Origin of the sequence: Rhodococcoides corynebacterioides, assembly GCF_019834675.1 — a bacterium.
Lineage (GTDB): Bacteria > Actinomycetota > Actinomycetes > Mycobacteriales > Mycobacteriaceae > Rhodococcoides > Rhodococcoides corynebacterioides_A.
The window spans coordinates 110,993-134,297 of record NZ_JABUBU010000004.1; the positions used below are offsets into that span (position 1 = coordinate 110,993).

At 72.7% G+C, this 23,305-nt stretch carries 20 protein-coding genes; 14 read left to right on the forward strand and 6 right to left on the reverse strand.

Annotated features, from left to right (window positions below):
• Window positions 1–60 precede the first annotated feature (60 nt).
• Complete coding sequence (gene glgX, locus HQ603_RS08385; RefSeq protein ID WP_222684080.1) at window positions 61–2,235, reverse strand: glycogen debranching protein GlgX; 2,175 nt, start codon at window positions 2,233–2,235, stop codon at window positions 61–63.
• Window positions 2,236–2,278: 43 nt separating this feature from the next.
• Between glgX and HQ603_RS08390 the strand changes: the two genes are divergently transcribed.
• From HQ603_RS08390 to HQ603_RS08410, 5 genes are read left to right on the forward strand one after another with little or no spacing between them, the layout of a single operon-like run.
• Entirely contained in the window at window positions 2,279–3,115 is an 837-nt protein-coding gene (locus HQ603_RS08390) for an ABC transporter ATP-binding protein (RefSeq protein ID WP_222684154.1), read from the forward strand.
• The gene (locus HQ603_RS08395) at window positions 3,112–3,894 is read left to right on the forward strand and encodes an NUDIX hydrolase (protein ID WP_222684081.1); all 783 of its coding nucleotides are present in this window, start codon (window positions 3,112–3,114) and stop codon (window positions 3,892–3,894) included. The genes HQ603_RS08390 and HQ603_RS08395 overlap by 4 nt, the downstream gene beginning before the upstream one ends.
• A gap of 28 nt (window positions 3,895–3,922) precedes the next feature.
• The gene (locus HQ603_RS08400; protein WP_222684082.1) at window positions 3,923–4,702 is read left to right on the forward strand and encodes an enoyl-CoA hydratase/isomerase family protein; all 780 of its coding nucleotides are present in this window, start codon (window positions 3,923–3,925) and stop codon (window positions 4,700–4,702) included.
• A gap of 38 nt (window positions 4,703–4,740) precedes the next feature.
• Entirely contained in the window at window positions 4,741–5,751 is a 1,011-nt protein-coding gene (locus HQ603_RS08405) for a class I SAM-dependent methyltransferase (protein ID WP_222684083.1), read from the forward strand.
• A gap of 4 nt (window positions 5,752–5,755) precedes the next feature.
• Window positions 5,756–6,964 carry a class I SAM-dependent methyltransferase gene (locus HQ603_RS08410; RefSeq protein WP_222684084.1) on the forward strand — a complete coding sequence of 403 codons (1,209 nt, stop codon included), beginning with the start codon at window positions 5,756–5,758 and terminating at the stop codon, window positions 6,962–6,964.
• A gap of 8 nt (window positions 6,965–6,972) precedes the next feature.
• On the opposite strand, the gene HQ603_RS08415 is transcribed toward HQ603_RS08410, so the two are convergent.
• Entirely contained in the window at window positions 6,973–8,295 is a 1,323-nt protein-coding gene (locus HQ603_RS08415) for an outer membrane protein assembly factor BamB family protein (protein ID WP_222684085.1), read from the reverse strand.
• A 133-nt stretch (window positions 8,296–8,428) separates the two neighbouring features.
• Here HQ603_RS08415 and HQ603_RS08420 point away from each other — a divergent pair, with 133 nt between their 5' ends.
• Window positions 8,429–9,184 (forward strand): acyltransferase, encoded by a 756-nt coding sequence (locus HQ603_RS08420; protein WP_222684086.1) that lies wholly within the window; start codon window positions 8,429–8,431, stop codon window positions 9,182–9,184.
• On the opposite strand, the gene HQ603_RS08425 is transcribed toward HQ603_RS08420, so the two are convergent.
• From HQ603_RS08425 to HQ603_RS08435, 3 genes are all read right to left on the reverse strand, one after another.
• Window positions 9,181–10,431: a glycosyltransferase family 4 protein gene (locus tag HQ603_RS08425; protein ID WP_222684087.1), complete on the reverse strand. Its 1,251-nt coding sequence runs from the start codon at window positions 10,429–10,431 to the stop codon at window positions 9,181–9,183. The genes HQ603_RS08420 and HQ603_RS08425 overlap by 4 nt on opposite strands.
• A 1-nt stretch (window position 10,432) precedes the next feature.
• Window positions 10,433–11,977, reverse strand: coding sequence for a 1,4-alpha-glucan branching protein domain-containing protein (locus HQ603_RS08430; RefSeq protein ID WP_222684155.1), 1,545 nt, complete (start codon window positions 11,975–11,977; stop codon window positions 10,433–10,435).
• Between the two features lie 164 nt (window positions 11,978–12,141).
• Window positions 12,142–12,927, reverse strand: a complete 786-nt coding sequence (locus HQ603_RS08435) for a class I SAM-dependent methyltransferase (RefSeq protein WP_222684088.1) — start codon at window positions 12,925–12,927, stop codon at window positions 12,142–12,144.
• Between the two features lie 244 nt (window positions 12,928–13,171).
• Between HQ603_RS08435 and HQ603_RS08440 the strand changes: the two genes are divergently transcribed.
• From HQ603_RS08440 to ligA, 8 genes are all read left to right on the forward strand, one after another.
• Window positions 13,172–13,972 carry an electron transfer flavoprotein subunit beta/FixA family protein gene (locus HQ603_RS08440; protein WP_222684089.1) on the forward strand — a complete coding sequence of 267 codons (801 nt, stop codon included), beginning with the start codon at window positions 13,172–13,174 and terminating at the stop codon, window positions 13,970–13,972.
• Window positions 13,973–14,017: 45 nt separating this feature from the next.
• Window positions 14,018–14,974 carry an electron transfer flavoprotein subunit alpha/FixB family protein gene (locus HQ603_RS08445; RefSeq protein WP_222684090.1) on the forward strand — a complete coding sequence of 319 codons (957 nt, stop codon included), beginning with the start codon at window positions 14,018–14,020 and terminating at the stop codon, window positions 14,972–14,974.
• Between the two features lie 146 nt (window positions 14,975–15,120).
• The gene (locus tag HQ603_RS08450; RefSeq protein ID WP_222684091.1) at window positions 15,121–16,017 is read left to right on the forward strand and encodes a GNAT family N-acetyltransferase; all 897 of its coding nucleotides are present in this window, start codon (window positions 15,121–15,123) and stop codon (window positions 16,015–16,017) included.
• Between the two features lie 11 nt (window positions 16,018–16,028).
• Entirely contained in the window at window positions 16,029–16,949 is a 921-nt protein-coding gene (locus HQ603_RS08455; protein ID WP_222684092.1) for a lysophospholipid acyltransferase family protein, read from the forward strand.
• Between the two features lie 51 nt (window positions 16,950–17,000).
• Window positions 17,001–18,224 (forward strand): cysteine desulfurase family protein, encoded by a 1,224-nt coding sequence (locus HQ603_RS08460; RefSeq protein ID WP_222684093.1) that lies wholly within the window; start codon window positions 17,001–17,003, stop codon window positions 18,222–18,224.
• A gap of 8 nt (window positions 18,225–18,232) precedes the next feature.
• A complete protein-coding gene (gene mnmA / locus HQ603_RS08465) occupies window positions 18,233–19,348 on the forward strand; it encodes a tRNA 2-thiouridine(34) synthase MnmA (protein WP_222684094.1) in 1,116 nt (371 codons plus the stop codon).
• The gene (locus HQ603_RS08470) at window positions 19,345–20,379 is read left to right on the forward strand and encodes a methionine synthase (RefSeq protein WP_222684095.1); all 1,035 of its coding nucleotides are present in this window, start codon (window positions 19,345–19,347) and stop codon (window positions 20,377–20,379) included. The genes mnmA and HQ603_RS08470 overlap by 4 nt, the downstream gene beginning before the upstream one ends.
• A gap of 87 nt (window positions 20,380–20,466) precedes the next feature.
• A complete protein-coding gene (gene ligA / locus HQ603_RS08475; RefSeq protein WP_371831027.1) occupies window positions 20,467–22,599 on the forward strand; it encodes an NAD-dependent DNA ligase LigA in 2,133 nt (710 codons plus the stop codon).
• Here the strand turns inward: ligA and HQ603_RS08480 are convergent.
• Complete coding sequence (locus HQ603_RS08480; protein WP_222684157.1) at window positions 22,567–23,217, reverse strand: amino acid-binding protein; 651 nt, start codon at window positions 23,215–23,217, stop codon at window positions 22,567–22,569. The genes ligA and HQ603_RS08480 overlap by 33 nt on opposite strands.
• Window positions 23,218–23,305 lie beyond the last annotated feature (88 nt).

A 23,305-nucleotide genomic window follows, 5' to 3' on the forward strand; every position in this document is an offset into this window, starting at 1 on the left:
GCTCAGCGCGCCGCTGCGCCGATGGCGGCGCTCAGCGCGCCGCTGCGTCGATGGCGGCGCTCAGCGCGCCGCGGTCACGTACACCAGGACGATCGGCCCCGCCACCGCGACCACACTGCCCGGCTCCTGCCCGTCCGGGTCGAGCGGTCGCCCGTCCCGCGACGCGGAGTCGAACACCGGCAGGTAGACCGACTCCGGCGTCACGGCGTCGTGGTGGGGGAGCACGATGCCCGCCGATCCGCCGGCGTGCACCACCAGCAACGCCGACTCGAAGGACCGACCCCGCGAGCCCGGGATGCGCACGTCGGATCCGTCCACCCACGCCTGCAGGGTGCGGGCCGTGTCGTCGTGCCACGCGTCGCCCACGATCTCGTTCCCGGCGGCGTCGAACCACACCAGATCCGGCTCGCCCGTCGGCGTGCGTCGCCCCGCGAAGAACTCCTGCTGACGCAGCACCGGCGCCGTCCGTCGGCAGCGGAGCGCGCGCGCGATCGTGGTCGCGAGGTCGGTGTCGCGGCCGTCCCAGCGCACGGCGTGCGCGTCGGCAGCCGGCGTGTCGGCGGGAACGCAGTAGGCGTTGTTGTTGCCGTGCTGGGTGTGCCCGAACTCGTCGCCCGCCAGGAACATCGGCGTGCCCGTGGACAGGGCGAGCACCGACAGCAGCGCCCGCACGTGCCGGTCACGGGCGGCGAGGATCACCGGGTCGTCGGTGTCCCCCTCGACGCCGTGGTTGACGGAGTGGTTGCCGTCCGAGCCGTCGCGGTTGGACTCGCCGTTGGCCTCGTTGTGCTTGCGCTCGTAGGAGACGAGGTCGCGGGCGGTGAACCCGTCGTGCGCGGTGACGAAATTGATCGACGCCCACGGCCGGCGTCCGTCCGCGCCGAAGATGTCCTCGGATCCCGCCAGCCGGGAGGCGAGTTCGCGCACCCCGCCCTGCCCGGCGAAGAACCGTCGCACGGTGTCGCGGTAGCGGTCGTTCCACTCGCTCCACACGCCGCCGAAGCCGCCCACCTGATAGCCGGGTCCCGTTGCGTCCCACGGCTCGGCGATGAGCTTGGTCCGGCAGAGCACGGGGTCGGCGGCGATCGCGCTGAGCAGCGGAGCCCGCGGGTCGAAGCGCCACCCGCCGGGGCGTCCCAGCGTGGACGCGAGGTCGAAGCGGAATCCGTCGACACCGAGGTCGTCGGCCCAGTAGCGCAGCGAGTCGCACACCATCCGCACGACGGCGGGTGACGCGGCGTCGAGCGTGTTGCCGCAGCCGGTGAGGTCGACGTCGCGGCCACGCTCGTCGAGGAGGTAGTAGCCGGGGGCGTCGAGTCCCCGCCAGGAGAGGGAGGGGCCGTCGACGCCGCCCTCGCAGGTGTGGTTGTAGACGACGTCGAGGATGACCTCCAGGCCGGCGTCGTGGAGCGTGTCGACCATGGCCCGGAACTCCTCGACCTCGCCGCCGGGAACGGAGGAGTAGCGCGGCTCGGGAGCGAAGTAGGACGCCGTCGAGTAGCCCCAATGGTTGCGCATGCCGCGCGCCCGGACGCCCGGTTCGGTGAGGCAGGCGTGCACCGGCAGCAGTTCGACGGCGGTGACGCCGAGATCCGTCAGATGCGCGACGACGGCCGGATGCGCGAGCCCGGCGTACGTCCCACGCAGGGATTCCGGGACGTCGGGGTGGGCCGCGGTGAAGGACCCCACGTGCAGCTCGTAGACGACGGTCGCGTCCCAGTCGGTCTCGAGTCGGGTCCGACCGCGCCGGTCGACGGCCGGGGTGACCACGGCCAGCGGACCGTGCCCGAGGGAGTCGCGGTGGGACCGGTGACCGAACGGTTCGTCGTCGTACGGGAGCAGGGCCTGCGCGTCGCCGAGACCGCCGACGATGCGCCGCGCGTACGGGTCGAGCAGCAGCTTGCCCGGGTCGAACCGGCGCCCCGTCTCCGGGTGCCAGGGGCCGTCGGCGCGCAGCCCGTAGCGCGTGCCGACGCCGGCCTCGGCCACGACGCCGTGCCAGATTCCGTAGGTGCGCTCGGGAAGGCGGTGCCGGGTCTCGGCGCCGCCCTCGTCGACGATGCAGACGTCCACCGCGGTGGCCTCGGGAGCGTGGACGGCGAAGGAGACGCCGCCCTCGACCGGGTGCGCGCCGAGCGGGAAGGGGCGGCCGGGGGCCGAATGCGTGCGGCCGGGGGCCGAATGCGTGCGGCCGGGGGCCGAGTGGGTGCGGGGGGACGGGCGTTCGTGCGACACGCGAGGCAATCCTGCCGTGTCGAGCCCTCCGGCGTGCGACAAGATGGACGCCGTGTCCGAACCTGATCCAGACCTGCTCGTCCAACTCGACTCCGTCTCCGTCCGCCGGGGGTCGACCACGCTCGTCGGCCCGGTGACCTGGAACGTCGAACTCGACGAGCGGTGGGTGGTGCTCGGCCCCAACGGAGCGGGCAAGACGACGCTGCTGAAGATCGCCGCCGCGGAGCTGTATCCGACCGAGGGCACCGCGCACGTGCTGGCGGAAACCCTGGGGCACGTGGACATCTCGGAGCTCAAGCCGCGCATCGGGCTGTCGTCGGCAGCCCTGGCCGGGCGCATCCCCGGCGACGAGGTGGTGTCCGATCTGGTGGTCTCCGCCGGCTACGCGGTCCTCGGCCGATGGCGCGAGGAGTACGAGGCCGTCGACGACGAGCGCGCGATCGACATGCTCGAGCGCGCCGGTATCGAGCACCTGGCCCGCCGTACCTTCGGCACGCTGTCCGAGGGGGAGCGCAAGCGAGTGCTCATCGCGCGGGCGCTCATGACCGACCCGGAACTGCTCCTGCTCGACGAGCCCGCTGCGGGCCTCGACCTCGGTGGTCGCGAGGATCTGGTCGCGATCCTCACCGAGCTCGCGATGAATCCCGACGCTCCGGCGACCGTCCTGGTCACGCACCACGTCGAGGAGATCCCGCCGGGCTTCACCCACGCCATGCTGCTCAAGGAGGGCGGCGTGGTCGCGCAGGGACTGATCGACGACGTCATCACCGAGGAGAATCTCTCGACGGCCTTCAGTCAGGCGATCGCGCTCGACCGGGCGGACGACCGCTTCTTCGCCCGCCGCAAGCGCCGCGGCCCGTCGCACCGCCGCGCCCGATGAGCGTGCCGGTTCGCGACGCGTCGACCGTCGTCCTGGTGCGGGACGGCGAGCACGGCCTCGAGGTGTTCCTGCAGCGCCGGGTGAAGGCGATGGCCTTCGCCGCGGGCATGACGGTCTATCCCGGCGGCGGCGTCGACGCGTCCGACCGCACCGCGCCGACGGGCGAGGACCCCTGGGTCGGGCCCGCGCCGTCGTGGTGGGCCGAGCAGTTCGGTACCGACATCCCGACCGCCCGTGCCCTGGTCCTCGCCGCGGTGCGGGAGACGTTCGAGGAATGCGGCATCCTGCTCGCCGGACCGGACGAGCACTCGGTCGTCGCCGACACCACCGCGTACGCGGCGGGTCGACGGGCGGTCGAGTCCCGCGAGATCGCGTTCTCGGAGTTCCTCGCCGACACCGGACTGTCCGTCCGCGCCGATCTGCTCCGGCCGGCCGCTCGGTGGATCACCCCGGAAGGGGAGACCACGCGCCGCTACGACACCCGGTTCTTCCTCGCCGCGGTGCCGAGCGGGCAGCGAGCCGACGACGCCACCAGCGAAGCCGTCGACGCCGGCTGGTTCCGACCCGTCGACGCCGTCGCGGATCTGCGCACCCGAGCCCGCACGATGATGCCGCCCACCTGGTCGACCCTCGCGGATCTGGCCGAGCACACCACGGTGGCCGAGGCCTTCGCGGCGCCGTACCACCTCGACCCCGTACAGCCGGTCCTCGTGCGCGACGGCGAGCACCGCCGCGTCGAATTCCCAGGCGCGGAGCGCTATTACGCGGCCTTCGCCTGAGGGCGCGACCCCCGGTAGCCTCACCGCCATGGCTGAATTCGTGACACTCGACGTCGACGGCGGTATCGGCACCATCCGGCTCTCCCGCCCGCCCATGAACGCGCTCAACCGGCAGGTGCAGGGGGAGTTGCGCGAGGTCGCCGCGGCGGCGACGGCGGACGAGTCGGTGCGTGCGGTGATCGTGTACGGCGGCGAGAAGGTCTTCGCCGCGGGTGCGGACATCAAGGAGATGGCCGAAATGAGCGCCCAGCAGATGACCGACGCGATCGGGCAGCTGCAGGCGGGCCTGGGGGCCGTCGCGTCGATTCCCAAGCCGACGGTCGCGGCGATCACGGGGTACGCCCTGGGCGGTGGCCTCGAGGTCGCCCTCGGTGCCGACCGGCGCATCGCGGGGGACAACGCCAAGCTCGGCGTGCCGGAGGTGCTCCTCGGCGTCATTCCGGGCGGTGGCGGCACTCAGCGGCTCGCCCGCCTGATCGGACCGAGCCGCGCCAAGGACCTGGTCTTCACCGGCCGGTTCGTCGGCGCGGAGGAGGCGCTGCGCATCGGACTCGTCGACGAGGTGGTGGCTCCCGATGCGGTGTACGACGCCGCGCGCGCATGGGCGAGCCAGTTCGTCGGCGGGGCGTCGCGCGCGTTGGCGGCGGCCAAGGCGGCGATCGACGAGGGCCTCGACACCGACCTCGCCACGGGGCTGAAGATCGAGGCGCACGTCTTCGCGTCGTTGTTCGCCACCGACGACCGGTCGATCGGCATGTCGTCCTTCCTCGAGAACGGCCCCGGCAAGGCCGAGTTCACCGGGAACTGACGTCGGCGGCCGCGGGGCACCGGTTAGGCTCTGTTTTCATGACCGTTCGTCACGACCCGATCCCGGCCGATTCCTCGGCCGACGCGACCACCGACCCGGCACCTCGGCCGCACGCCAGTGCCGAGGAGGTGGCGGCCGCACGCTCGGACACCAAGCTCGCCCAGGTGCTCTACCACGACTGGGAAGCCGAGACGTACGACGACAAGTGGTCCATCTCCTACGACCAGCGCTGCATCGACTACGCCCGCGGCCGCTTCGACGCGGTGGCGGGCGATCAGCCGCTGCCGTACGAGCGGGCGCTGGAGCTGGGCTGCGGCACCGGCTTCTTCCTGCTCAACCTCATGCAGAGCGGAGTCGCCGCCACCGGCTCGGTGACGGACCTGTCGCCGGGCATGGTCAAGGTCGCGCTGCGCAACGCCGAGAACCTCGGTCTGCCGGTCGACGGGCGCGTGGCCGACGCGGAGACCATCCCGTACGACGACGACACGTTCGACCTCGTCGTCGGTCACGCAGTGCTGCACCACATTCCGGACGTCGAGCAGTCCCTGCGGGAAGTGCTGCGGGTGCTGAAGCCCGGCGGCCGCTTCGTGTTCGCGGGCGAGCCGACCACCGTCGGCAACTTCTACGCGCGCTGGCTCGGCCGGGCGACGTGGGAGGCCACGACGCGCGTGACCAAGCTGCCGTTCCTCGCCGACTGGCGTCGCCCGCAGCAGGAACTCGACGAGTCCTCGCGCGCCGCCGCGCTCGAGGCCGTCGTCGACCTGCACACGTTCGACCCGGCGGAACTCGAGGCGATCGCGACCGCGGCCGGCGCCGACGGGGTGCAGGCGAAGACCGAGGAGTTCGCCGCCGCCCTGCTCGGGTGGCCGGTGCGCACGTTCGAGGCCGCGGTGCCGGCGGAGAAGCTCGGCTGGGGATGGGCGCGGTTCGCCTTCACCGGCTGGAAGTCGCTCAGCTGGCTCGACGAGAAGGTGCTCCACCACGTGGTGCCGCGCGGCTACTTCTACAACGTCATGATCACCGGCACCAAGCCGCTCGCCACCGACTGACTCGGTGGGCTACGCGTTCGACCTCGCCGACGTCGAGTACCTGACGGGTGCCGCGGAGGCACTCGCCGAGGTCGACGGGTACGCCCTGACCCCGGCCTCCCTGGTCGGCGACCTGGCGCGGGTGCGCGCACGCTTCGGCGCGCACGCCCCCGCGCTGGTGGAGACGGTGACGGTCCGGCGCAGGGCGCGCACCAAGCTCGCGGCGGCCGGGTCCTGGCTGCTGACCGACGACGCCGTCCAGCAGGCCACCCCGGACGCGGTGTCGGCGCACCGCGCGCGTCGGCTCGCCGGTCGCGCGATCCACGACGTCACCTGTTCGATCGGCACCGAGTTGCACGCGCTGCGGGCGACGGCGGCGTCGGTGGTGGGCAGCGACCTCGACCCCGTGCGTCTGGCGATGGCCGCGCACAACGTCCCCGACGTCCCGGTTCTGCGCGCCGACGCGCTGACCCCGGTGACCCGCGGCACCGTGGTGATCGCGGACCCGGGACGGCGTGCCGGTGGCCGCCGCATCCGCGACCCCGCGGCGCTCGAACCCCCTCTGCCGCACCTGCTCTCGGCCTACGCCGGGCGCGACCTGGTGGTGAAGTGCGCGCCGGGCCTGGATTTCGCTCGACTGCCCGACGACGCGGAGATCGAGGTGGTCTCGCTCGACGGCGCCGTGCGCGAGGCGTGTCTGTGGATCGGTGGGGTGGCCGATCCCGCGGTGCGGCGACGGGCGACCGTCCTGCGCACGGGACGGCCTCCGACGACGGTGGTCGACACGGATCCGGACGACATCGACGACCGCGCGCCGGGGCGATACATCGTCGATCCCGACGGCGCCGTGGTGCGCGCCGGGCTGGTGCGCCACTACGCCGCCCGTCACGGGCTGTGGCAACTCGACCCGCGCATCGCGCATCTCACCGGCGACCGCATTCCGCCGGACAGGTCGGGGTTCGAGATCCTGGAGCGACTGCCGATGCAGGAGAAGCAGTTACGCAAGGACCTCGCGCGCCGGGACTGCGGCTCCCTCGAGATCCTGGTGCGCGGCGTGGACGTCGACCCGGCGGTGCTGCGACCGAGACTCGCGCTGCGCGGATCGACTCCACTGTCGCTGGTGATCACCCGGATCGGGCGCACCGCGGTCGCGTTCGTGTGCGGACCTCGCACCGTCGGCGACGAGCGGACCCCGCCGCCCGGGTCGATTCGGCAGGCCCGGTCGATCCAGTAGGCCGGCGATCAGCGGAACGAGTAGAGCGTCCCGAGGCCCACGGGAACGACGACCTCGCGGTCCGGCCCCACGACCACACCGGGGCTGTAGCCCGCCGCGCCGGGCAGCGCGTCGGTGTCGACGGTCTCCCCGGTGGCGAGATCGACGGTGGTGAGCGACAACTCGTCGGTGCCGGTCACCGCGTAGACGGTGGAGCCGGCCACGGCGGGGGCACCCGCCTGCACGAGATCGGTGCGCTCCCACACCACGTCCGGGGTGTCACCGGCGTCGCGGACCGCCCGCAGCGTGGCGCCGGCCCCGCCCGAGGGCACCAGGGTGCCGTCCGGGGCCACGGCCACACTGCCCGGCGCGCGGTCGCCGACGAAGTAGGTCCAGACCTCCCGGCCGTCGGCGGTGTCGTACGCGCGCACGGAACCCTCGACGTCGGTGGTGTAGAGACGCGAACCGTCCGGGGAGAGAACGGGACTCGACGTGACGGCGGTCGGGAGCAGCTCCGAGGACCACTCCTCGGACCAGCTCGGCTCGGGCCCGGCGGTGTACTTCAGGGCGACCACCTGCGGGGCGATCGCGCCGTCCCGCCACAGGACCACGTAGACGACGCTCGCGGCGAGATCGACCGCCGGCGCCGCGGCGACCGGGCAGGACGGGCCCCCGCCGAGGCAGGCCACCAGTCCGTCGTCGGCGGGGCGCAGTGCGGTGTCGGGCGCGGCCAGCACGTCCGGGGTCGGCACGAGGTCGAGGACGGGGGCGGCCGCCTGCCCGGTCTGGTTCGACAGCACATTCACCTGACCGAACTGCGTGATCGCGAGCAGGTTGCCGTCGGGCAGGAACTGGGGTGTGCGCGGAACGCCGTACACCGGTGCGAGCCACCGGGTCTGGCCGTTCTGGTTGACCGAGACCACGGCGCCGTCCTCGCCCGCGTAGAGGTTCGACGCGGTGTCGGCGACGGGAGTGGAGGACACCCCCGACGGGCCCAGGCCGTTGCAGAACCGCTTGCGACCCGACTCGCCCTGGAAGGAGCCGAGAGGACAGTTGCCCGACGCCGCCATCGACGCCGTGATCTGTCCGTTGGGGGCGATCGAGGGCCGGGTGGCGATCTCCGCACCGAGGGGACGCGTCCACTCCAGGGCGAGGTCGCGGCTGCCGTCCGGAGCCACCGAGGCGCTGTTGTGCGCGTCCGACAGGCCGCCGCGCCAGCCGCCGTCGCCGAAGATGTCGACCGGTCCGTCGCCGGTTCCGCACGCCGCGATCAGACCGGCGGCGGCCACCAGCGCGATCGCCGACCGAGCGCGCACCGGGCGTCGGGTCCGGTGCGGGTACTCGTCGGGCATGCAGGCTCCTGCGGGGTCGGATCGGGGCATCGCGATGCTATCGGACCGACCGCCCCGGCCCGGGGTCCGGCCGGACTCGGAGCGCGGCCGGTGTGTGCGGTCCGTCGATCCGCGGCGATTAGGGTGACCGGTCATGACGAGCATGTGGAACGCCCCACTGCGGTCGCGGTGGCGTGGCTCGCGGCGACGCGATCCCGATCAGGCCCGGTTCCTGACCCTCGCGTCGCTGCGCTGGGTTCTCGCCCACCGGGCGTACACGCCCTGGTATCTGGTGCGCTACTACCGCCTGGCCAAGTTCAAGGCCGCCAATCCGCACGTCGTTCTGCGCGGCATGGTCTTCCTCGGCCGGAACGTCGAGATCCACGCGACGCCGGAACTGGCCCGCCTCGAGATCGGGCGGTGGGTGCACATCGGTGACGGCAACGCGATTCGGTGCCACGAAGGGTCGCTGCGCATCGGCGACAAGGTGGTCTTCGGCAAGGACAACGTGGTCAACACGTACCTCGACATCGAGATCGGTGCCTCCACGCTCGTCGCCGACTGGTGCTACATCTGCGATTTCGACCACCGCACCGAGGACGTCACCGTCCCCATCAAGGACCAGGGCATCGTGAAGTCGCCCGTGCGGATCGGGCCCGACACCTGGATCGCCGCCAAGGTGACGGTGTTGCGCGAGACCGTCGTCGGTCGGGGATGCGTCCTCGGCGCGCACGCGGTGGTCAAGGGCCACGTGCCCGACTACGGGATCGCGGTGGGCGCCCCGGCCCGCGTTGTGCGCAATCGCAAGGCGGACTGGGACGCGGGCGCGGCGGACCGCGCGAAGTACGTGGCCGCGCTCGAGGACATCGCGCGCAAGAAGGCGGCGGGGACCACCGACCTGCCGGGTTAGCTCGAATCCCGTTCCGGCAGCGGCCGTTCGACGACGTGCGGTCGCGCGTACGGGGTGCGCACGCGACGTTTCGCGGCGGTGAGGATCGTGGCGGTCTCGCGGGCGACCGTCGACCACGAGAAGTCGGCGGTGAGGCGCTCGCGGGCGGCGTCGACGAGTGCGCGGGTGCGCTGCGGCTCGTCCAGCGAGCGCCGGACCGCGGCGGCGAGCCCGGCCACGTCGCCGGGGGCGAAGGAGCGACCCGTGACCCCGTCGGTGACGGCTTCGCCCAGCCCGCCCGCGGTGGAGGCGACGACGGGAATGCCGGCCGCGGCTCCCTCGAGCGCGATGATGCCGAACGGCTCGTACCGGCTGGGCAGGACGAGGACGTCGGCCCGGTGCAGGTGGTCCAGCACGCCGTCGTGATCGGCCGGACCGGCGAAGACCACGGAACGACGCACGCGGTGTGTGCGAGCGAGCTCGATCAGGTGGTCCCGCTGGGTGCCGTCGCCGACGATCGTCAGGGTGGTGCCGGGGTGCGTCCGGCGCAGGCGGGGGAGCGCGGCGATGAGATCCTGCACGCCCTTCTCGTACTCGAGGCGACCCACGTACAGCAGGGCGGGAGGACGTCCGACCGTGTCGCGGGGACGAAAGGTCCACGTGGAGGTGTCGATTCCGTTGCGCACCACGTGCATCGGGCCGGGCGGGGCGAAGAGGCGGGCGACCTCGTCGTCCATCGACGCCGAACACGTGATCACGGCGTCGGACTCCTGCGCGAGCCACCATTCGATGGAGTGCACCTGACGGTTCACCCGGCCCGAGACCCAGCCGCTGTGCCGGCCCGCCTCGGTCGCGTGGAACGTGGTCACCAGCGGCACGTCGAAGAACTCGGCCAGGGCGATCGCCGGATGGGCGACCAGCCAGTCGTGGGCGTGGACGACGTCCGGCACCCACCCCTCGCCGACGCCCGGCTTCGACAGGGCGAGTCCGGCGCGCACCATCGCGTGACCCAGCGCGAGGGTCCACTCGATCATGTCCACGCCGAACGCGAAGTGCGCCGGATCCTCGGCGACCGCCACCACCAGAACTCCGTCGGCCACGACGGCCTCGGTGGGGTGGGTGGAGCCGTCGGTGCCCGTCGGGCGGCGGGCGAGGACCACCACCTCGTGACCGGCGGCGGCGAGTTCGGTCGCGAGATGGTGCACGTGCCGTCCCAGGCCCCCGACCACGACGGGCGGGTACTCCCAGGAGACCAGCAGGACTCTCATCTCACCCCTTCCCGACGACCGGTGACCCCTCGGGCCGGTGTTCGCTCGTCGGGAGCCTACGGGCATCGAGGTCGGGAAACAGCCCGTCGGCGGCGTTCCACCCGGCGGCGAGCCGGGCGGCGACGTCCGGTCGTCCGGCCGTGCGCGCGGCGGCGATCTCCCGGACGGCGTGGGCGTGCTTGTGGGCGCGATCGCGGGCGTACTGCGCCGCGGAGTCCTTGCTCACCATGAACGCCCAGTCGCTCGACACCGCGAGCAGCGCTTCACGCAGGATCTGGTCGGCCGTCCGGTCGCGCTCGGCGGCCCCGACGATGCCCACGGTGCCCACGGTGCCCACTGAGCCGAGGGCCGTCGCGGTGACCTCGGCGTTCAGTTGCACCAGGTCCTGCACCTGCTCGCCGGCCCAGACGCGCCAGTCCTTGCCCGACCCCCAGGACGTGTCCGGCAGCGCCACCGGCTCGCCCACGTATCCGGCCGCGCGCGCCCCGGACAGCGTGCCCATCTCGACGCCGGCCGCGGGCAGCGCCCGCAGCACCGCTTCGAGCCAGTCCGGCCCCTCGTGCCACCAGTGGCCGAACAGTTCGGTGTCGAAGGCCGCGGTCACCAGGGCGGGGCGGCCGGTGCGGTCGTGCTCGTCCTGCAGGCGGCGGCGAACCACGTCGACGAAGTCCCGCACGTGGTCCGCGATCGCCCCGGCGGCGAGGTCCGGCCGGTAGGGCGCCTTGTCGGGACCGGCGACCGAGCGGCCGGTGACGCGGGCGGTCTTGAGCCCGCTCTCGTGGTCGTAGGTGTGGAAGTCGCGATACGCGGCGTGGCCGGGATAGCCGGATTTCGGCGACCACACGCGGTAGCTGACGGGAAGGTCGCGCCCGAACGCCACCACGTCGGTGTCACCGACGGGACGGCCGAGCGTGGTGTCGCCGCGCAGCGCGGGTCCGTCGACCAGGAAGTGGCTCACCCCGGCCGCCGCGTAACCGGTCTCCATTCCCATGGTGAAGGCGCACTCGGGTGCCCAGATGCCGGCGGGCGTGCGGCCGAGACGGCGAGCGCCGTCGCGCAGACCCTCGCGCAGCGAAAAGGTCCGCAGTCGCGGATCGAGCAGCGGTTGGAACGGGTGCATCAGGGGCCCGCCGAGCAGGTCGACGGCGTGGTCGTCGACCAGGCGTCGCAGGACGGGCGACGCGCCGTGGCGCCACCGCGTCTCGAACTCGGCGAGCGCGTGCGCCGCCTCGCCGTACTCGCGGTGACCCGCCGCGCGACGGTCCGCGTCCCGTGACGCCGCGGCCTCGGCGGCGCGCAGGGACCAGTTGCCGAGCCAGTGATGCATGCCGTCGAGAGCGTGCGGATCGTCGAGCTGGGCGGCGAGGACGGGGGTCACGCCGAGGGTCAGCAGGTCGGTCCGGCCCTCCGCGGAGAGCCGACGCAGGACGTCGACGACGCGCAGGTAGGACCCGGCCCACGACTGGTAGAGCCACTCCTCGCCGACGGGCCACCGGCCGTGGTGGGGCAGCCACGGCAGGTGCGAGTGCAGCACCAGGGCGAACATCCCGGGCACGGGCCGCGGGGTCGAGTCGGTCACGGAGCGCCCCGCGCTCGAGTCGGTCACGGAGCGCCCCGCGCTCGAGTCGGTCACGGAGCGCCCCGCGCTCGAGTCGGTCACGGAGCGCCCCGCGCTCGAATCGGTCACGGAGCGCCCCGCGCTCGAATCGGTCACGGAGCGAGCGGTGCGCGCGCGACGATCACCAGGTCGAGGCTCGCGTCGAGATCGTCGGGGGTGAGTTCGAAGTCGTCGACCGTGATGCCGGCGACGTCGCGGGTCAGCTCGTCCGGCCAGGGCTCGCCGGCCAGCGCGCGCTCGATCTGGGCGTCGACGAAGGAGCCGCCGTGGCGTCGGTCGAGCTCGCGCAGGGTCGGCCCGTGCCGCACCCCGGTGAGCGAGTCCACCGAGAATCCGCCGGCGACGATCAGGTCGGTCAGTTCGGTGGGGTCGAGCTCGCGGGTGTGGAACGGGTTGAGCGGCGTGTCGCGGCCGGGGGAGAAGGTGATGCGGTTGGGCGTGCTCATGATCAGCATGCCGCCCGGCGCGAGGACGCGCCGGCACTCGCGGACGAAGCGGTCCTGGTCCCACAGGTGTTCGATCACCTGCAGCGTCACCACGACGTCGACGGCCGCGTCCGCGACGGGCAGGTCGACGAGGTTGCCGCGGGTGATGTCGACTGTCGGGTACCGGCCGGCGATGTGTTCGGCGGCGGCGACGTCGTAGTCGACACCGATCACTCGGCGCGCGGACTCGGCGATGGCCGCCGCGCCGTAGCCCTCGCCCGGTCCGGCCTCGAGGACGGTCAGGCCGGCGCACCGCGGCGCGATGTCCCAATAGACGACCTCGTGGCGTCGGAACCAGTAGTTCTCCTCGGCGATCCCGGGGACGGTGCGTTCGCCCGTGAGCGGGAGCGGGTCCCCACTCGGTGTCGGCCCTGCCGGTGTCGCGTCGTTCATCCGGGCGAGCGTAGTTCGTGACACGACACACCCTCGCACGTGGGGACGAGGGCTTGAAAATATCTGACGGAGGAGTAAGTTACCGATCAGTAACCCTGGATGGGGTAACGTCCACAGCACAGCGGCAGGATGTGGATGCACCCACCGCACGCACCGGGAACGTCGGGCAGCACCGTCGACCTACCGGTGGGTAGTGATCGGACCGGATCGTCACCAACACGACACAGGAGGTCGACGCAGACCCATGACGAACATCGTCGTACTGATCAAGCAGGTCCCGGACACGTGGTCCGAGCGCAAACTCTCCGACGGCGACTACACGCTGGACCGCGAGGCCGCGGACGCCGTGCTGGACGAGATCAACGAGCGTGCCGTCGAGGAAGCGCTGCTCATCAAGGAGCGCGACGGCGGTGAGGTCAAGGTTCTGTCGGCCGGCCCCGACCGCGCCACCGAGGCCATCCGCAAGGCCCTGTCGATGGGCGCGGACAGCGCCGTGCACGTCAACGACCCCGCCATGCACGGGTCGGACGCCATCCAGACCGCGTGGGCCCTGGCCGCCGCGCTCGGCCAGGTGGAGTTCGAGAACGGTGAGGCCGCGGATCTGGTCATCGCCGGCAACGAGGCCACCGACGGCCGCATCGGCGCCGTCCCGGCGATCATCGCCGAGTACCTCGGCATCCCGCAGCTGACGCAGATGCGCAAGCTCGTCGTCGCCGACGGCAAGGTCTCCGGCGAGCGCGAGACCGACGAGGGCGTCTTCGGCCTCGAGGCCGAGCTCCCCGCCATCGTCTCGGTCACCGAGAAGATCAACGAGCCGCGATTCCCGTCCTTCAAGGGCATCATGGCCGCCAAGAAGAAGACGGTGCAGGTGCTCACCCTCGCCGACATCGGCGTCGAGCCCGAGACGGTCGGCGTGGACAACGCGGGCACCACGGTCACCAACGTCACCCCCAAGCCCCCCAAGACGGCGGGCGAGCGCGTCACCGACGAGGGCGACGGCGGCTCCAAGGTCGCCGACTACCTGGTCTCGCAGAAGATCATCTAGTCACCCCCGTCCATCGCACGGCCCGAACACAGGAGAGTCAGTCACATGGCAGAGGTACTGGTCCTCGTCGAGCACGCCGACGGGGCACTGAAGAAGGTCACCACCGAACTCATCACCGCCGCACGGGTTCTCGGTGAGCCCGCGGCCGTCGTCACCGGCGCGCCCGGCACCACCGACGCGATCGCCGACGCACTCGCCGAGGCGGGTGCGGCCAAGATCTACGTCGCCGAGTCCGACGACGTCGACGGCTTCCTCGTCACCCCCAAGGTCGACGTGCTCGCCTCGCTGGCCGAGTCCGCGTCGCCCGCCGCGATCATCACCTCCGGTGGCATCGAGGGCAAGGAGGTGGCCGGACGTCTGGCCGCTCGCCTGGGCGCCGGTCTCCACCAGGACGTCGTGTCGGTCAGCGCCGACAAGTCCGCCACCTACTCGATCTTCGGTGGCGCGTTCACCGTCGAGGCCAAGACCAACGGCGACGTGCCGGTCATCTCGGTCCGCCCCGGTGCGATCGAGGCGGAGCCGCAGGCCGGTGCCGGCGAGCGTGTCGACGTCGAGGTCCCGGCCCAGGAAGAGGCCGTCGTCCGCGTCGTCTCGCGCGACCCGATCGTCGGCGGCGACCGTCCGGAACTCACCGAGGCGTCCGTCGTCGTCTCCGGTGGCCGCGGTGTCGGCAGCGCCGACAAGTTCTCCGTGGTCGAGGAGCTCGCCGATTCGCTCGGTGCCGCCGTCGGCGCCTCCCGCGCCGCCGTCGACTCCGGCTACTACCCGGGCCAGTTCCAGGTGGGTCAGACGGGCAAGACCGTCTCCCCGCAGCTCTACGTCGCCCTCGGCATCTCCGGCGCCATCCAGCACCGCGCCGGCATGCAGACGTCCAAGACCATCGTCGCGGTCAACAAGGACGAGGAAGCCCCCATCTTCGAGATCGCCGACTACGGCGTGGTGGGCGACCTGTTCGACGTCGCACCCCAGCTGACCGAGGCGGTCAAGAAGCGCAAGGGCTGATCTCGCGTCGCAGCCGCTCGTCGGCCGGGCCCCGTCACCTCCACCGGTGACGGGGCCCGGCTCGTTTCACGAATGGTCACGTACCTGCCACGAACACGGCACACGGGTGTGGCCGCACGGACGTTCGGGCGCGACAGATTCGGGCCATGACCGTTCGATCGATCTCGACGACGTCACCATCCGACACGCGATCGCTGCTCTCAGCACCCGCTACGCGAGCTCTGCTCGCGGTACCCGACACGCGAGTGCTCCTCGCGGATCGGCACTACTCCCTCCTCGTCGGCGCCTCCCCGGACCACGCCAGGGCCGCCCAACGACTCCGAGCCGACGTCTTCGGCTCGGAACCCGGTTTCGCCGCGGCGTCCTTCGCCGACGGCCTCGACGTCGACCGCTACGACGAGCACTGCGACCACCTGCTGGTCGTGGAGAACGAGACCGACGCCGTCGTCGGCTGCTACCGGATGCTCACGCCCGCCGGTGCGGAACGCGCCGGCGGCTACTACACCGCCACCGAGTTCGACATCAGCGAACTGCGGGCCTTCGAACTCGGCACCGTCGAGATGGGCCGCGCCTGCGTCGAGCGCGAGCACCGCAGCGGCGCCGTGCTCGCGCTGATGTGGTCCGGCATCCTGCGCTACCTGGACCTGGGCGGACACGACCGGGTGATGGGCTGCGTCTCGGTGCCCATGGACCTCGGCGACGGCGCGCCGGTCGGCGCGCACGTGCGCGGGGTCCGCGATCTGGTGGCGGCTCGCCATCGCAGCGCCCGGCGGGCGTACCCCCGCACCACGGTGCGCGTGGACGGGGTCGACCTGCAGGACATCGCGCCCCCCGTGCGGACCGTGGTGCCGCCGCTGCTGCGCGGCTACCTGCGCATGGGCGCGTCGATCTGCGGCGAACCGGCCCACGACCCCGAGTTCGGCGTGGCGGACTTCGTCGCGCTGCTGCACATGGACGACGCCAACGTGCGGTACCTCGAGCGGCTGCGATCGGCGGCCGGTGCGGTGCCGGAACGCACCCCGGCGTCCGGCGGCGACCGGTGACGCACGCCTGGATGCCGGCCAGCCCCTGCGGCACCGGATGCCGCACGGCGCCGGTGGCCACCGCCGGCACCCTGCGCGTCGTGGTGCGCTGCGTCCTCGTCGGCGCCCTCCTGCTGGTGTTTCCCCTCCTGCTCGCCGGCCGCGTGCTGCCGGCGCCGGGCCGTCGCGCCGCCGCCCGCCTCGGCGCGCGCGGACTGCTCGCCGCGCTGGGCATCGGTCTCGACCGGCGGGGCGGCAGGCCGGACGTCCGGCCGGCCGACGACAGGCCGGACGTCCAGCCCGCCGATTCGGGCGTCGGCACCCTGATCGTCGCGAACCACGTCTCCTGGACGGACATCCTGGTTCTGGCCGCGTGCTTCCCGTGCCGGTTCGTCGCGCGCGCCGACCTGGTCGACTGGCCCGTCCTCGGCCTGTTGGCCCGCATCGTGAAGGTCGTTCCCATCGCCCGCGACCGGCTTCGCACGTTGCCGGACACCGTCGACGAGGTCGCCGACGCGCTGCGCGGGGGAGCGACCGTCGTCGTGTTCCCCGAGGGCACCACGTGGTGCGGGACGGCCTACGGCCGGTTCCGTCCGGCTCTGTTCCAGGCAGCGATCGAGACGGGGGCGACCGTGCGCCCGGTCGGCATCGCCTATCGGGAGCGGACGGGTGCGCCGAGCACCGCCACCGCCTTCGTCGGGGCCGAGGGGATCGGGGAGTCGATGTCCCGCATCCTGCGCCTGCGGGGAGTCCGCGCGGAGGTCGTCACGGGCGCCGACCTGGACGCGGTCGGCAGTGATCGACGCGACCTCGCGCGCCGGGCCGAATCCGTGGTGCGCGGTACCGGCGACCTCGTTGCCGTCCCCCCGTTGCGCGTCACCTCGCGTCGGGTTCCGCCGGTCGTCGTCGACCGCGCCGCTGCTCGTCACGGGGAGGTCCTGCGCGCCGGGTGACGATCGGCACGCGCGGCGGCACCCGCGGTAGCGGCTAAACTGGTCGCCGTCATGACGGATCCCGGTTCGTCGCGCCCCGCGCGGCCCACGGTCTACCTCGATCACGCCGCCACCACGCCGATGGTGTCGGCTGCGATCGAGGCCATGGTCGACGTGTTCGGCACGCGCGGCAACGCGTCGTCGCTGCACGGGTCCGGCCGCGCGGCCCGTCGGCGCGTCGAGGAATCGCGGGAATCCGTGGCGGCCGCGCTGGGAGCCCGCCCGTCCGAGGTGATCTTCACCTCCGGCGGCACCGAGTCCGACAACCTGGGCGTCAAGGGCATCTTCTGGGCCCGACGTGCGGCGGATTCGCGCCGCACCCGCGTGATCACCAGTGCCGTCGAGCATCACGCGGTGCTGGACGCGGTCGAGTGGCTCGAACGGCACGAGGGCGCGTCCGTCACCTGGTTGCCCGTCGACGATGACAGCACCGTGGCGCCGGCGACCCTGCGCCGAGCCCTCGAGGAGCATGTCGACGAGGTCGCGGTCGTGTCCATCATGTGGGCGAACAACGAGGTCGGCACCGTCATGCCGATCGCCGAGCTCGCCGCCGTCGCCGCCGAGTTCGACGTCCCGATGCACAGCGACGCCGTGCAGGCCGTCGGCAGCCGGGTGGTCGACTTCGCCGGGAGCGGGCTGTCCGCCCTGTCCATCGCCGCGCACAAGTTCGGCGGTCCGCAGGGCGTGGGCGCGCTGCTGCTGGGCCGATCCGTGGCGTGCGAGCCGCTGCTGCACGGCGGGGGACAGGAGCGCGACGTGCGGTCGGGTACTCCCGACGTCGCCGGTGCGGTGGGGATGGCCGCGGCGCTGGCGGTGGCCGTCGCGGACCGTCCGCACACCGAGGCTCGCCTGAGCGCCCTGCGTGACCGGTTCGCCGACGGCATCGTGGCCGCGATCCCCGACGCGCGGATCAACGGCGCCAGCGGCGAACGTCGCCTGCCCGGCAACGTCCACGTGACCTTCCGGGGCTGCGAGGGCGATTCGCTGCTGATGCTGCTCGACGCCGCCGGCATCGAGTGCTCCACCGGGTCGGCCTGCACGGCCGGCGTTCCCCGCCCGTCGCACGTGTTGCTGGCGATGGGTGTCGATCCCGACGACGCGCGGGGCTCCCTGCGATTCTCGTTGGGCCACACCACCACCGACGCCGACGTCGATGCCGCTCTCGCCGCGCTGCCGCGGGTGGTCGAGCGAGCCAGGGCCGCCGGCATGGCGTCGTCCGGTCGATCCCGAGGTTAGGACAGACGATGCGAGTTCTCGCTGCCATGAGCGGCGGAGTCGATTCCGCGGTGGCCGCCGCACGAGCGGTCGACGCCGGACACGACGTGGTCGGCGTCCACCTGGCACTGTCCACCGCGCCGGGCACTCTCCGGACCGGGTCGCGCGGATGCTGCTCGAAGGAGGACGCCGGCGACGCCCGTCGTGCCGCGGACGTCCTCGGAATCCCGTTCTACGTCTGGGATTTCGCGGAGCGGTTCCGGGAGGACGTCATCGACGACTTCGTCGCGGCCTACGCCGCCGGCGAGACGCCGAACCCGTGCCTGCGGTGCAACGAGAAGATCAAGTTCGCGGCCCTGGCCGACCGGGCCGAGGCGTTGGGATTCGACGCCGTGGCCACCGGTCACTACGCCCGCCTCGAGAACGGGGTGCTGCGCCGAGCGGTCGACGCCGACAAGGACCAGTCCTACGTGCTCGGCGTGCTGACGGCCCGGCAGCTCTCGCGCTCGATGTTCCCGATCGGCGACACCCCCAAGGCGCAGGTCCGCGAGGAAGCGGCGACCCGCGGGCTCGCCGTCGCGGACAAGCCCGACAGTCACGACATCTGCTTCATCCCCTCCGGCGACACCCGGGCTTTCCTGGGCGCCCGCATCGGTGTCCGTCCCGGCGCCGTGGTGGACGCGGAGACGGGAGACACGCTCGGCGAGCACGACGGCGTGCACGGCTTCACCGTCGGTCAGCGCAAGGGGCTCGGGCTGCCGGGTCCGGCTCCTGACGGCAAGCCGCGATACGTCACCGCGATCGAGCCGGAGACGGGCACGGTGCGCGTCGGGTCGGCGGAGCGGCTGAACGTCCACGGCATCACCGCCGGGTCGCCCGTGTGGACCTCCGGCGACGCGCCCGTCGGCGACGTCGATTGCGTCGTGCAGGTGCGCGCCCACGGTGGGCTCGCACCGGCGACCTCGCGGGTGAGCGAGGACGCCCTCGAGATCACCCTGCACACCCCGCTCACCGGGGTGGCGCGCGGTCAGGCCGCCGTGCTCTACCGTCCCGACCCCGCCGGTGACGTCGTGATCGGCAGCGGCACCATCGCCGCCACGGTCTCGGCGGCGCCTGTCGTCGCCGGCGATCGATCGGCCGAGTGACCACCCCGACCCCACCCGTGGCCGGCCGTGCCACGGGCATCGGATCGTGGCCGGGTACCGACATCGGTGAGGCCGTGTCCACCGTGCTCGGTGAACTCCCGGACCTGCCCCACGTGGTGGAGCTGCCCGCTCGCGGCCTCGGCGCCGACACCGTGGGCCGGACCGGGGCGCTGCTGGTCGATCTCGACCTCGACGTGTCGACCACGGGCTACCGGCTGGCCGGCGGCCGGAACGGCACCGCTCGGCGCGCGCGCGACCTGCTCGCCGAGGATCTCGACGTGCTCGAGGAGAAGTGGGAGCTCGCCGGACTGCGCGGCGCAGGACGCACCGTGAAGGTCCAGGCCGCCGGGCCGTACACGCTCGCGGCGGAGGTCGAACTCGCCCGCGGCCGCCGGGTGCTGACCGACCCCGGAGCCGCGCGCGACGTGGCCGAGTCCCTCGCCGAGGGGGTGGCCGCGCACGCGGACGAGGTGGCGCGACGCCTCGGGGCCGACGTCGTCGTGCAGCTCGACGAACCGCGCCTGGCCGCGGTGCTGGCCGGCACGCTGGTCGGGCAGACGAGCCTGGAACGGGTGCCCGCCGTTCCCGCCCCCGACGTGGCCGAGCGGTTCACCGCCGTGTCGAGTCGGCTCGGACGCCCGGTGATCGTGCATTCCTGTGCCGAGGACGTGCCCTTCGAGATCTTCGCGCGCGCCGGGGTGCACGCCGTCGCGTTCGACGTGTCGCTGGTGCGCCCCGCGCGGTACGACGCCCTGGGGGCCTTCCTCGACGCCGGGGGTGTCGCCGTGCTCGGCCTCCTGCCGGGAACGGATCCGGCGCCGGGTGCGCGCGAGCCGAGCTGGAAGGACGCGGCCCGGCCCGCGGTCGAGCTGATCGATCGGCTGGGTTTCCCGCGCTCCGTCCTCACCGATCGGGTGGCGGTGTCGCCGGCGTGCGGGCTCGCCGGAGCGTCCCCGGGGTGGGCGCGGCGGGCGCTCACCGTGGTGCGGGAGGTCGCGACGGCGTTCGCGGAGGATCCCGCCGCCCTCTGACCGGAGGTCGCCAGGGCCCGATCGGAGGTCACCGGGACCCGACCGCAGGTCACCGGGGGTGTCGGTGGCCTCCGATAGTCTTCGGGAGTGACGGAGAATCAGCCCCCACCGTCGGTGCCCGCGAGTGCCGAGGTGATCGCGCAGTGGCAGGAGTTGGCCGAGGAGATCCGCGGCCACCAGTTCCGTTACTACGTGCGGGACGCACCGACCATCTCGGACGGGCAGTTCGATGCGCTGCTGCGGCAACTGCAGGATCTCGAGGAGCAGTACCCGGACCTGCGGACGCCGGATTCGCCGACGCAGTTGGTGGGCGGCGGCTTCGAGACCGACTTCACGGCCGTCGACCACCTCGAGCGAATGTTGTCCCTGGACAACGTCTTCGACGTCGACGAGCTCCGTGCCTGGATCGGCCGGGTCGAGGCCGAAGCGGGGGCGGGTCTGGCCTACCTGTGCGAGGTGAAGATCGACGGGGTCGCCCTGAACCTGGTGTATCGCAACGGCGTTCTCGAGCGCGCGGCCACCCGCGGCGACGGCCGGACGGGGGAGGACGTCACCCTCAATGCTCGGACCATCGACGACATTCCCGAGACCCTCACCGGCACCGAGGAATTCCCGGTTCCCTCGCTGCTCGAGGTGCGCGGTGAGGTCTTCTTCCGGCTCGGCGACTTCGAGGCGCTGAACGCCTCGCTGGTCGAGCAGGGCAAGGCGCCGTTCGCCAACCCGCGCAACTCCGCGGCCGGGTCGCTACGCCAGAAGAACCCCGCGGTCACCGCGCGGCGGCGCCTCGGCATGATCTGCCACGGCTTCGGCCGGTTGGAGGGGTTCGAGCCGCAGACGCAGTCCGCGGCGTACGACGCGTTGGCGGCGTGGGGGCTGCCGGTGTCGTCGCACACCGTCGTGGCGCAGGGTGCGGACGAGGTGGTCGAGCGCATGGAGTACTGGGGCGCGCACCGGCACGACGTCGAGCACGAGATCGACGGTCTGGTGGTCAAGGTCGACCGGATGGCGCTGCACCGGCGGCTGGGCAACACGTCCCGTGCGCCGCGCTGGGCCATCGCGTTCAAGTACCCGCCGGAGGAGGCCACCACCACGCTGCTCGACATCCGGGTCAACGTCGGCCGGACCGGCCGGGTCACCCCCTTCGCGTTCATGGAGCCCGTCCTCGTCGCAGGATCCACCGTGTCGTTGGCCACCCTGCACAACGCCTCCGAGGTCAAGCGCAAGGGTGTGCTGATCGGGGACACGGTCGTCATTCGCAAAGCGGGAGAGGTCATTCCGGAGGTTCTCGGTCCGGTGGTCGACACCCGCACCGGGGACGAGCGGGAGTTCGTCATGCCGACGCACTGCCCGGAGTGCGGCACGACGCTCGCCCCGTCGAAGGAGGGCGACGCCGACATCCGGTGCCCCAACTCCCGCTCGTGCCCGGCACAGTTGCGCGAGCGCGTCTTCCACGTGGCCGGCCGCGGGGCGTTCGACATCGAGGTGCTCGGGTACGAGGCCGCGACCGCACTGCTCGCCGCCGGGGTGATCGAGGACGAGGGCGACCTGTTCGACCTGACCGAGGACTCGCTCACTCGCACCGCTCTCTTCCGTACCAAGGCGGGTGCGCTCTCCGCCAACGGTCGTCGGCTGCTCGACAACCTCGGGCGCGCCAAGGACCAGGCGCTCTGGCGGGTGCTGGTGGGTCTGTCCATCCGCCACGTCGGGCCGACGGCCGCCCGCGCGCTGGCGGCGCGGTTCGGCAGTCTCGAGGCCGTGCGCTCGGCGTCGGAGGAGGAACTCGCCGCGGCCGACGGCGTCGGTCCCACCATCGCGCGGGCCGTCGTCGAGTGGTTCGACGTCGACTGGCACCGCGCCATCGTGGACAAGTGGGCGGCGGCGGGCGTGCGCATGGAGGACGAGCGCGACGAGTCCATCGAGCGCAACCTCGAGGGGATGTCGATCGTGGTCACCGGGTCGCTGGAGCGCTACAGCCGGGACGACGCCAAGGAGGCGATCCTCGCCCGCGGCGGCAAGGCGGCGTCGTCGGTGTCGAAGAAGACGGCCTTCGTGGTGGTCGGGGAGTCCCCGGGGTCCAAGCACGACAAGGCCCTGCAGCTCGGCGTCCCCGTCCTGGACGAGGCCGGCTTCACGGTGCTGCTCGAGCAGGGACCCGACGCCGCGTCGGCGCTGGTCGAGGGCGGTGAGTCAGCCGAGGACGGTGGCGACGATGCCGGCTAGGTAGCCCAGACGGGCCACCTCGGAGGGTCGGAAGTCCGGCCCGCCGGGGCGGCCGAGCACCAGGGCGCGACCGGTCGAGCCCAGCGGCGCCGCGGCGACGCAGGTGTCCATGTCCCGCCACGACTGCGGCAGACCGTCCTGGTCGCCGTCGAGCGTGCGCGCGTTCTCGAGGGGCAGCCAGGGCATGGACTGCGCGCGGATCTCGGGCGCACCGGAACTCTCCACGACGGTGGTGGTGCCGGTGGCCGTCGCCGCCACGACCACGCTCCAGCCCACCCGGAGCACGCGCGGCGCTCCGTCCACGAGGGTCTGCAGACGGTCGTCGTGGGCGGTGGCCACCCGGTCGATCAGCTCGAGTTCGCGGTGGGTGTCAAGCACCCCGGCGTAGGGCCGGATGGAGTCGACGGACACCCCGGAGAGCTGCTCGGCGGCGGTGATGAGGGTGTCGGGCAACGAGCCCGGTGCGACGTCCACGACGAGGTCGTCGACGGCGTGGCCACGGCCCCGTTCGACCACGTCCAAGGACAGGATGTCCGCACCCACCGAGCCCAGGGCCACGGCGAGCGAGCCCAGACTGCCGGGGCGGTCGGGGAGTCGGGCGCGCAGGAGGTAGGTCACGCCGGTCATCCTGTCACCGGACGACCGACGGCACGACTCGCCCGCGCCGTGGGGCGCGGCTCCGACGGAACCCGGGTCGGGAACTAGG